Below are 10,104 nucleotides of genomic sequence, written 5' to 3'. Positions count from 1 at the left end.
GGCCTGGTCAGCGTCGAGCAGATCGCTGCTGCCGTGCGCCCGGACACCATCCTGGTTTCCGTGATGATGGTGAATAACGAAATCGGCGTGATCCAGCCGATCAAGGAAATCGCCGCCTTCTGCCGCAGCAAAGGCATCATCTTCCACTGCGACGCTGCGCAAGCGACCGGCAAGATGAAGATCGACCTGCAAGACCTGAAGGTTGACCTGATGACCTTTACCGCCCACAAGACCTACGGCCCGAAAGGTATCGGCGCCCTGTACGTCTGCCGCAAGCCGCGCGTGCGTATCGAAGCGCAGATGCATGGCGGTGGCCACGAGCGCGGCCTGCGTTCCGGCACGCTGCCGGTGCACCAGATCGTCGGCATGGGCGAAGCCTTCCGTCTCGCGAAAGAGGAGATGGACAGCGAAATTTCCCGCATCAAGGCACTGCGTGACCGCCTGGCCACTGGCCTGCAGGAAATCGAAGAAACCTACGTCAACGGCGACATGGACCACCGCGTGCCGCACAATCTGAACGTGAGCTTCAACTTTGTGGAAGGCGAATCGCTGATCATGGCGGTGAAGGACATCGCAGTATCGTCCGGCTCCGCTTGCACTTCGGCTTCCCTGGAACCATCTTATGTGCTGCGCGCCCTGGGCCGCAGYGACGAACTGGCGCACAGCTCGATCCGCTTCACCATCGGCCGCTTCACCACCGAAGAAGACATCGACTTCGCCGTGAATTTGCTGAAGTCCAAAGTGGGCAAACTGCGCGAGCTGTCCCCGCTGTGGGAAATGTACAAGGATGGCGTCGATCTGAACTCCATCCAGTGGGCCGCGCACTAAGCGCCAACGAATTTTTCAAGATACAGGAGCATCGAAATGTCTTACTCGGAAAAAGTCCTCGACCACTACGAAAACCCACGCAATGTGGGCTCCTTCGAAAAGGGCGATGAAACGGTCGGCACCGGCATGGTCGGCGCACCGGCTTGCGGCGACGTGATGAAGCTGCAGATCAAGGTCGGCGCAGACGGCAAGATCGAAGACGCAAAATTCAAGACCTACGGCTGCGGTTCGGCTATCGCCTCCAGCTCGCTGGTCACCGAATGGGTGAAGGGCAAGTCGCTGGATGAAGCGCTGGCCATCAAGAACACCCAGATCGCTGAAGAACTGGCGCTGCCGCCAGTGAAGATCCACTGCTCCATCCTGGCGGAAGACGCCATCAAGGCCGCAGTGAACGACTACAAGGCAAAGCACGGCGCTTAATTTGTACAGCGTCGCCGCGGAGGAATTATGGCAATTACATTGACCGAAAGAGCAGCCAAGCATATCAACCGCTACATCGAGCGCCGCGGCAAGGGCGTCGGGCTGCGTTTTGGCGTGCGTACCACTGGCTGCTCGGGTCTGGCCTACAAACTGGAATACGTGGACGAAGCGGCGGCCGAGGATTCGGTCTTCGAGTCGCACGGCGTGAAAGTGTTCGTTGATCCGAAAAGCCTGCCGTACATCGACGGCACGGAGCTGGACTTCGCCCGCGAAGGCCTGAATGAAGGCTTCAAGTTCAACAACCCGAACGAGAAAGACGCCTGCGGCTGCGGCGAAAGCTTCCGCGTATAAGATCGTGCAGAACCACTTCGACCTTTTCCATCTTCCCCAGCAGTTTGCCGTCGAACAGGCCGCGCTCGACGCGGCCTACCGCGACGTGCAGGCGCAAGTCCATCCCGACCGCTTCGTGAACTCGACCGACGCCGAAAAGCGCGTCGCCATGCAATGGGCCACCCGTGCCAACGAGGCTTACCAGACGCTGAAGAACCCGCAGAAGCGCGCACATTACCTGTGCGAGCTGAATGGCGTGGACCTGAAGGTCGAGTCCAACACGGCGATGCCGATGGACTTCCTGATGCAGCAGATGGAGTGGCGCGAAGAGCTGGAAGAAGCGCGCGCGACGAAGAACGAAGAGCTGCTCGACAAGCTGGATGGCCAGCTGCGCGCGGCGCGCAAGCAGCAGTTGCACGAGATTGAGCAGCATCTCAACGAGAAAGACTTCCACCCGGCCGCCACCGGCGTGCGCGCGCTGATGTTCCTCGAAAAATTCGGCGAAGAAGTGCGTTTCGCCTACGACGCGCTAGAAGCGTAAAAGAACAAGACAGGTTTCACAATGGCTCTTCTGCAGATTTCCGAACCGGGCATGTCCACCGCCCCGCACCAGCATCGCCTGGCGGTAGGCATTGACCTTGGCACCACCAATTCGCTGGTTGCGACCGTACGTAACAGCATTCCCGAAGTGCTGAACGATGAAGACGGCCGCCCGCTGCTGCCTTCCGTGGTGCGCTATCTGCCGAATGGCCATGCCAACATCGGCTACAAGGCCCAGGCTCACCAGACCACCGATCCGAAAAACACCGTCGTTTCCGTGAAGCGCTTCATGGGCCGTGGCCTGAAGGACGTCGCTTACGCCGAGAACCTGCCCTACGATTTTGTTGATGGYCCCGGCATGGTGCAGCTGAACACGGTCGCTGGCGTGAAGTCGCCAGTCGAAGTCTCGGCGCAAATCCTGGCCACCTTGCGCCAGCGCGCGGAAGATTCGCTGGGCGACGACCTGGTCGGCGCCGTGATCACCGTGCCTGCCTACTTCGATGAAGCGCAGCGCCAGGCGACCAAGGACGCGGCCCAATTGGCTGGCCTGAACGTGCTGCGCCTGCTGAGCGAGCCGACTGCTGCGGCCATCGCCTACGGCCTGGATAACGGGTCGGAAGGCGTGTTCGCCGTGTATGACCTGGGCGGCGGCACCTTCGATATCTCGATTCTGAAGCTGACCAAGGGCGTGTTCGAAGTGCTGTCCACCGGCGGCGATTCCGCGCTGGGCGGCGACGACTTCGACCACCGCCTGTTCTGCTACATCCACGAACAGGAAAAGCTGTCTCCGCTGAACGACGTCGACACGGCCGTGCTGATGGTGAAAGCACGCGAAGCGAAGGAGCTGCTGTCCACCAAGTGCGAAGTGACCGTGGACGCCAAATTGAGCTCCGGTGAGGAAGTGCACATCAAGATCACGCCGGAGAAGTTCGCCGAGATCACCAAGCACCTCGTCGCCAAGACCATGAACGCCGTGAAGAAAGCCCTGCGCGACGCAGAGATCGATGCCGACGATATCGACGGCGTGGTGATGGTCGGCGGCGCCACGCGCATGCCGCATGTGCAGCGCGCGGTGGGCGAATACTTCCACACCATCCCGCACGCCAACATTGATCCGGACAAGGTGGTGGCGCTAGGCGCGGCCATTCAGGCCAATCTGCTGGCGGGCAACCGCGCAGCGGGCGACGACTGGCTGCTGCTGGATGTGATCCCGCTGTCCCTGGGCATTGAAACCATGGGCGGCCTGGTTGAGAAAATCATCCCGCGCAATTCGACCATTCCTTGCGCCCGCGCGCAGGAGTTCACCACCTTCAAGGATGGCCAGACCGCGCTGGCGGTGCACGTGCTGCAAGGCGAGCGTGAACTGGTGAGCGATTGCCGCTCGCTGGCGCGCTTTGAACTGCGCGGCATTCCGCCGATGGCTGCTGGCGCTGCGCGTATTCGCATTACGTATCAGGTGGATGCAGATGGCCTGCTGTCCGTTTCCGCCCGCGAGCTGCGCTCGAACGTGGAAGCGTCGATCACCGTCAAGCCTTCGTATGGGCTGGGCGATGACGAAGTGGCGCGCATGCTGCAGGAATCGTATGCCTCCGCTGAAGACGATATGAAAGCCCGCGCCCTGCGCGAAGAGCAGGTTGAGGCTGAGCGCATCATGCTGGCCACCCAGTCTGCGCTGGAAGAAGATGCGGCGCTGCTGTCCGATGAGGAACGCGCAGCGATCGACGCGCTGATGGCGGCCACCATGGATATGCTGGTGAAATCCGGCAGCGGTGAAGCCGACCATCTCGCCGTGAAAGCTGCGTACGAATCGCTGGCACGCGGCACCGAAGAATTTGCATCGCGCCGCATGGACCGCAGCGTGCGCAAGGCCTTGGCCGGCAAGTCGCTGGACCAGGTCGTATAACACCAAGCTGAATGGGCCACTTGGGCAATCCGGTCCGTATCGTAGGGCGGATCATCGATCCGCCGCGAGCGGCCAGCAACATAAACTGAGGAAGAGAAGTGCCACAAATCGTCATCCTGCCGCACGCCAAGCTGTGCCCCGAAGGCGCCGTGATCGAAACCGAATCCGGCAAGTCCATTTGCGATGTCCTGCTGGACAACGACATCCACATCGAGCACGCCTGCGAGAAGTCCTGCGCYTGCACCACTTGCCACGTGCTGGTGCGCGAAGGTTTCGACTCGCTGAACGAAGCGTCGGAAACGGAAGAAGACTTGCTGGACAAGGCCTGGGGCCTGGAAGCGCAATCGCGCCTGTCCTGCCAATCCGTCGTGGCGGATGAAGACCTGGTGGTCGAGATTCCGAAGTACACCATCAACCACGCCAGCGAAGGCGGCCACTGATTACGGAGTTCACCATGCTGAAATGGACTGATATCACGGCCATCGCCGAGGCCCTGTACGACAAATTCCCGGACGTCGATCCGACCACGATCCGCTTCACTGACCTGCACAACAAGGTCGTCGAGCTGGAGGATTTCGACGATGACCACAAGCGTGGCGGAGAGAAGGTGCTGGAAGCGATCCAGCAGGCGTGGATCGATGAAGCAGAGTAAGAACGGCGGCGCGAAAGGCGCCGCTGCCGCTTCTGCGGCTACCAAGGCGGCCGCGCCGCGCGGTGCATTGCCCGCTACCGTGACCGATATCCCTGAAGTGAAGCCCGGCCAGTCGGTCGCGCTGCTGCAGGAGTTGCACATCCTTACGCGCGATGGCAAGCTGAATCAGGATTCGCGCCGCAAGCTGAAGCAGGTTTATCACCTGTACCAGTTCATCGAACCTTTGCTGAATGATGTGCGTGCGGAGAAGGGGACGGTGTCGCTGGTCGATCACGGGGCAGGGAAGTCCTACCTCGGCTTTATTATCTACGACCTGTTCTTCAAGGCGCTGTCCGACGCGTCGCATATCTACGGCATCGAAACCCGCGAGGAACTGGTGGCGCGCTCGCAGGAACTGGCGCGCAAGTTTGATTTCCCGGGCATGAGCTTCCTGCCGCTGTCGGTCGCGGAGTCGACTTCATCGGACAAGCTGCCGGAGCAGATCGACATCGTCACTGCGCTCCACGCTTGCAATACCGCGACCGATGATGCGATCGACTTTGCGCTGAAGAAGAAGGCCAAGCATATTGTGCTGGTGCCTTGCTGCCAGGCGGAAGTGGCGTCTGTGCTGCGCAAGAATAAAGGCCAGTCTTTAGGCAAGAACGTGCTGACCGAGTTGTGGCGACATCCGATCCATACGCGCGAATTCGGCAGCCAGATCACCAACGTCCTGCGCTGCCTGCAGCTTGAGGCGCACGGCTATCAGGTCACTGTGACCGAGCTGGTTGGGTGGGAGCATTCGATGAAAAATGAATTGATCGTCGCGACCTACAAGAACTTGCCGCGCCGCCGCCCGGCCGAGCGCCTGGCCGAAGTGCTGGCTACCGTCGGCCTGGAGGAGATGTCCGGCCGCTTTTACACGGGCGCTGATGAAAACCAGAAGCGTGAACCTGGTGGCAGCCACATCGTGGCTGCCACCGGCTCTTCGCCGTTGGTTTTGGAGGACGCCGCGGGCGCTTCAGCAATCCCGGAGGTAGCGCCATGAGCACCAGCTACCCTACCGCCGGCGCATCCGCGCAGGCCGTCCCCGGCGAGCGCTGGATCGACTTGCGCAGCGACACGGTCACGCAACCCAGTGCCGCCATGCGCGACGCCATGTACGCCGCGCCGGTAGGCGATGACGTCTACGGCGACGACCCAACGGTCAACGCCCTGCAAGACTACGCCGCCGCGCAATTCGGCTACGAAGCCGCCTTGTTCGCGGCATCCGGCACGCAAACTAATCTGATCGCGCTGCTGGCCCACTGCGGACGCGGTGACGAGTACATCGTCGGCCAGGAAGCGCATACCTACAAATACGAAGGCGGCGGCGCTGCCGTGCTGGGCAGCATCCAGCCGCAACCATTGCTCAACCGCGCCGATGGCAGCATCGCGCTGGAAGACATCGAAGCGGCCATCAAGCCGCGCGATGTGCACTTCGCACGCAGTAAATTGCTGGCGCTGGAAAACACCATTGGCGGCCGCGTGTTGCCGCGCGACTACGTGGCGCGGGCAACGACGCTGGCTCATGATCGTGGTCTGAACACCCACCTCGACGGCGCCCGCATCTGCAACGCGGCCGTGAAGCAGGGCATCAGCCTGCGCGAAGCCGTGCAAGGTTTCGACAGCGTCAGCGTCTGCCTGTCCAAAGGCCTTGGCGCGCCGGTTGGCTCCGTGCTGTGCGGCAGCAAGGAACTGATCGAAGACGCCAAGCGCTGGCGCAAGATGGTCGGCGGCGGCATGCGCCAGGCCGGCGTGATCGCGGCGGCGGGGCTGTACGCGCTGCAGAACAATGTGCAGCGCCTCGCTGAAGACCACGACAACGCCGCCTGGCTCGCCGCCGAGCTGGYGAAGACCGGCGCCATCCAGGTCAGCCAGCCGCAAACGAATATCCTCTTCGTGACGCTGCCGCGCGAAGCCGGCGAAGGCCTCAACAAGGCGCTGGCCGCTGAGCGGATTCGTGTCTCGATGGCGCCCACCCTGCGCATCGTGACCCACCTCGACGTCAACCGCCAGGATCTCCAGCGCGTTGCTGCTGTAATTACCGAATACTTCAAATGACCGAAGACGCAACAATCCGCCTCGCCAAGCGCGTGGCGGAAATGGTTCCTTGCTCGCGCAGTGAGGCAGAGACTTATATTGCTGGCGCTTTCGTCAGCGTGGACGGCGTCGTGGTCGAAGAACCCGGTGCGCGCGTCGCTCCGCACCAGCAAGTCACGCTGGCGCCTGACGCGACGCTGCTCGACATTGCGCCAGTCACGATTTTGTTGCACAAGCCAGCGAACGTTGACGCGCTAAGCCTGCTCGTGCCGGAGAACCGCAGCGCCGATGCACAGCGCGGACGCTTCCTCAAGCGGCACGTGCACAACCTGAGTGCCTGCTTGCCGCTGGATGCCAGCGCGAGTGGCCTGTTCGTGTTTACGCAGGACTTCCGCGTGCAGCGCAAGCTGGTGCAGGAAGGGGCAACGATGGAGCAGGAAATCATCGTCGACGTGGAAGGCCAGATCGCGGAAGGCGGTTTGCAGCGGCTCAATCAGGGTGCGGGCAAAGTCAGCTGGCAAAACGAACGGCGCTTGCGTTTCGCGGTAAAGCCACCGAAACCGGCGCTGATCGCGAAGCTGTGCGCCGACGTTGGCTTGCGCGCCATCTCGCAAAAGCGTCTGCGCATTGGACGCATCGCCATGTCCGGCCTGCCGGAAGGGCAGTGGCGCTTTCTGCTGCCGTACGAGCGATTCTGAACACGCTGTAAGCCGCGAAACAAAATGTAATTCTTCCAATTCGGCGGTGTGCGGCTGGCTACTATGAATTCGCCAACCAGGAGAATGCCATGAGCTACAGCACGATTCCGTCATACGCCGACCTGACCTTCAATGAGATGGCGAACGCGACGCGTTTGCCACTGACGGCGTATTACGGCAGCACACCCGGCTACGACAACATTGCGCAGTACAGTGCAAACTACTTCGGCGCCGAGAACCACGCGGTGTTCAGCTTTACTGCGGTTGCGGGCGCAGTCTATTCGCTGCACTCCACCAGCTATAACGATCCCACAACGCTGCTCGCGTTCGATGACCATGGCAGCGCGATTGCGGAAGACGATCACACCGGTAGTTGGGGCGAAGACCATGTGAGCTTCGTCGCGCCGTACACGGGCACTTTCTATGTTGATGCATCGTGGGTGCAAGGCGATTACAGCGACCAGCAAGCCGTGGGCTTGAGTATTCTGGAAGACCTGGCGACGCTGCGCGGCTTCAATATCGACGGCGGTCCGGCTAGTGAAAACATCGACGGCACTTCGGGCAACGACAATATATTCGGTTACGGCGGGAACGACTCACTGTTCGGAGGCCGCGGCGACGACTATCTCGATGGCGGCGCGGGTCTGGACGAAGCCTTTTACAACGGCAACCGCTCCGAATACTCTGTGCACGCTTATGGCGACCGTTTCCTGGTGACGGATCTGTATGGGAATGACGGCGCGGATGTGCTGTCCAATATCGAGCGTGTCAGCTTCAAAGACATGAGCGTCGCCTTCGACTTCAACGGTTCCGCAGGTGAAGCTTACCGTCTCTACCAGGCTGCGTTCAACCGCACGCCGGATCTTGGTGGACTGGGCTTCTACATTCACTATCTGGACCAGGGCATGTCGCTGGAATCGGTGGCGAATGGCTTTGTCAACTCGCCGGAATTCCGCTCGATCTACGGCACGAATCCGAGCAATACGGCCATCATTACGCACTTCTACGAGAATGTGCTGCACCGTGAACCGGAGCAGGCAGGCCTGGATTACTGGGTCAATATACTCAATAACAAACAGGCTTCGCTCGCGGCAGTGCTGATCGGCTTCAGCGAAAGCCAGGAAAATTTTGTGAACCTGATCGGCAGCATGAAAGACGGGATCGACTACATCCCCTATGGTTGATCGCCGCTTGTGATATCGTGTCCTCAGGAGGGGAAACAGTATGCACAGCGAATTCTGCACCGTGGCGCGCTATCTGATACCGACTGAGGCGCATGTCGTCTGCGGCTGTCTGAAGGCGGCGGGCATTGCGGCGGTCGTGGTGGATGACCAGTACGTCCAGAGCAACCTGCTGCTGGCGCCGGCGATCGGCGGCGTGCGGGTGCTGGTGCCGGAGCGCGATCTGCCGCTGGCGCAGGAAGTGCTGGAAGCGTTTGAGCGTGGCGACCTGGCGCTGGGCGATGATGCCGATGTGGGCAAGCCGAACGTGGTGCCCTTCACGCCACGCAAGTGAACACCAGGGCCTGGATCTGGCCCTCGATAATCCCGTTGCCATAGCGCCGCTGCAGCGCGCATTCGGCGGCCGTCGTGGCTTCCGTCAAATCTCCCCTTGCTTCGATCTCGCCCCGCCATGGCGTGCCCTGGCAGTAAGCTGTCGCCGGAATGCGTGCGGACGGCGCGTGGCTGCGTGCAGCCAGCACGGTGTGCTCGATGTTCCTGAATCCAGCCGCTTCGAGATCGCGCCGGATAACGGCCGGATCGTTATAGCCGTGCGGCGTACGCGCCATGAAGCCTGGCGGATCGAAAGGGAACAGCTTGGCCAAAGCCTCGTTGATGGTGCAGGCGAATTCGTTGGCTTGCAGTGTGTCCCACACATTGAACAGGAAAGTGCCGCCTGGCTTGAGCACGCGCCGTGCTTCGGCAAAGGCGTGCGCTTTGTCTGGGAAGAACATCACGCCGAACTGGCAGACCACCACGTCGAAGCTGGCGCCGGGGAATGGCAGGTCCATCGCATTGCACTGCTGCCATTCGATGTTCGCCGCCTTGCACTGCTTGCGCGCCTGGTCGATCATGGYCTGATTCAGATCGGTGGCGATGATGACCGTGTCGGACGGCAGCTTCAGCATCATCTTGCGCGTTACGGCGCCGGTGCCTGCGGCCAGCTCCAGCACGCGGGCAGGTGTGCGCTGCACAATGCGCTTGATCAGGTCTTCGGAATAGGGATCGAATATGAGCGGCACCATGAAGCGCTCATACAGTTCAGGAACGGAACCAGAGAATGCAGCATCTGCAGCAGTCATGATCGTCTCCCCGAGTCGAAGCCTACTCAGAGTATAGGCCTGTCGGGAAGCGCGCGCTTGTTACGCAGCCTTTTTCTTTTTCTCAGGCTTGGGCAGCTGGATCAGGCGGGTGCCGGCCAGACGGTCATGCAGGAACTGGCGGTCCTTGTCGATGAAGGCCGTCAGGGACCACAGCAGCGCGCCGGCGAGCAGGGCATACAGCGCATGCCAGTGCTCCAGCTTGAGGGCGAACGACACCAGCAGCGCCGGCACGATCCACAACCAGCTGAGCAGATAGCGCACGGCGGCCACATACAGCGGCACATGGTGCTGGCCCGGCACCACCAGCTTGATGCGCCAGGTCTGCATGGCCAGGGTCTGGCCCTTCTTGGTC

14 protein-coding genes are annotated in these 10,104 nt (G+C 61.2%); 12 read left to right on the top strand and 2 right to left on the bottom strand.

Annotated features, from left to right (window positions below; genetic code table 11):
• The 12 genes from AB4Z11_RS11710 to AB4Z11_RS11655 form a co-directional block, all read left to right on the top strand.
• A partial coding sequence (locus AB4Z11_RS11710) for an aminotransferase class V-fold PLP-dependent enzyme (RefSeq protein ID WP_442025424.1) occupies window positions 1-828 on the top strand: 828 nt, incomplete at its 5' end.
• A 36-nt stretch (window positions 829-864) separates the two neighbouring features.
• Complete coding sequence (gene iscU / locus AB4Z11_RS11705; protein ID WP_442025423.1) at window positions 865-1,248, top strand: Fe-S cluster assembly scaffold IscU; 384 nt, start codon at window positions 865-867, stop codon at window positions 1,246-1,248.
• Between the two features lie 27 nt (window positions 1,249-1,275).
• Window positions 1,276-1,599, top strand: coding sequence for an iron-sulfur cluster assembly protein IscA (gene iscA, locus AB4Z11_RS11700; protein ID WP_442025422.1), 324 nt, complete (start codon window positions 1,276-1,278; stop codon window positions 1,597-1,599).
• A gap of 4 nt (window positions 1,600-1,603) precedes the next feature.
• Window positions 1,604-2,119: a Fe-S protein assembly co-chaperone HscB gene (gene hscB / locus AB4Z11_RS11695; protein WP_442025421.1), complete on the top strand. Its 516-nt coding sequence runs from the start codon at window positions 1,604-1,606 to the stop codon at window positions 2,117-2,119.
• A gap of 21 nt (window positions 2,120-2,140) precedes the next feature.
• Window positions 2,141-4,021, top strand: coding sequence for a Fe-S protein assembly chaperone HscA (gene hscA, locus AB4Z11_RS11690; protein ID WP_442025420.1), 1,881 nt, complete (start codon window positions 2,141-2,143; stop codon window positions 4,019-4,021).
• A gap of 98 nt (window positions 4,022-4,119) precedes the next feature.
• Window positions 4,120-4,461: an ISC system 2Fe-2S type ferredoxin gene (fdx, locus tag AB4Z11_RS11685; RefSeq protein ID WP_442025419.1), complete on the top strand. Its 342-nt coding sequence runs from the start codon at window positions 4,120-4,122 to the stop codon at window positions 4,459-4,461.
• A gap of 17 nt (window positions 4,462-4,478) precedes the next feature.
• The gene (iscX, locus tag AB4Z11_RS11680; protein ID WP_442025425.1) at window positions 4,479-4,673 is read left to right on the top strand and encodes a Fe-S cluster assembly protein IscX; all 195 of its coding nucleotides are present in this window, start codon (window positions 4,479-4,481) and stop codon (window positions 4,671-4,673) included.
• A complete protein-coding gene (locus AB4Z11_RS11675; RefSeq protein ID WP_442025418.1) occupies window positions 4,660-5,697 on the top strand; it encodes a class I SAM-dependent methyltransferase in 1,038 nt (345 codons plus the stop codon). Before iscX ends, AB4Z11_RS11675 begins: the two co-directional genes overlap by 14 nt.
• Window positions 5,694-6,752, top strand: a complete 1,059-nt coding sequence (ltaE, locus tag AB4Z11_RS11670) for a low-specificity L-threonine aldolase (protein ID WP_442025417.1) — start codon at window positions 5,694-5,696, stop codon at window positions 6,750-6,752. Before AB4Z11_RS11675 ends, ltaE begins: the two co-directional genes overlap by 4 nt.
• A complete protein-coding gene (locus tag AB4Z11_RS11665; RefSeq protein ID WP_442025416.1) occupies window positions 6,749-7,429 on the top strand; it encodes an RNA pseudouridine synthase in 681 nt (226 codons plus the stop codon). Before ltaE ends, AB4Z11_RS11665 begins: the two co-directional genes overlap by 4 nt.
• Window positions 7,430-7,518: 89 nt before the next feature.
• A complete protein-coding gene (locus AB4Z11_RS11660) occupies window positions 7,519-8,613 on the top strand; it encodes a DUF4214 domain-containing protein (RefSeq protein WP_442025415.1) in 1,095 nt (364 codons plus the stop codon).
• Window positions 8,614-8,653: 40 nt separating this feature from the next.
• A complete protein-coding gene (locus AB4Z11_RS11655; RefSeq protein WP_442025414.1) occupies window positions 8,654-8,944 on the top strand; it encodes a putative signal transducing protein in 291 nt (96 codons plus the stop codon).
• Here AB4Z11_RS11655 and AB4Z11_RS11650 read toward each other — a convergent pair.
• Entirely contained in the window at window positions 8,928-9,731 is an 804-nt protein-coding gene (locus tag AB4Z11_RS11650; RefSeq protein WP_442025413.1) for a class I SAM-dependent methyltransferase, read from the bottom strand. The two genes, AB4Z11_RS11655 and AB4Z11_RS11650, sit on opposite strands and share 17 nt — an antisense overlap.
• A gap of 60 nt (window positions 9,732-9,791) precedes the next feature.
• Window positions 9,792-10,104, bottom strand: a 313-nt coding sequence (locus AB4Z11_RS11645) for an RDD family protein (protein ID WP_442025412.1), incomplete at its 5' end; no start/stop codon positions are given.

The sequence above is a fragment of the Pseudoduganella sp. RAF53_2 genome (assembly GCF_052113985.1).
Classification (GTDB): domain Bacteria; phylum Pseudomonadota; class Gammaproteobacteria; order Burkholderiales; family Burkholderiaceae_D; genus Rugamonas.
This window is presented reverse-complemented; position numbering and strand designations above follow the sequence as displayed.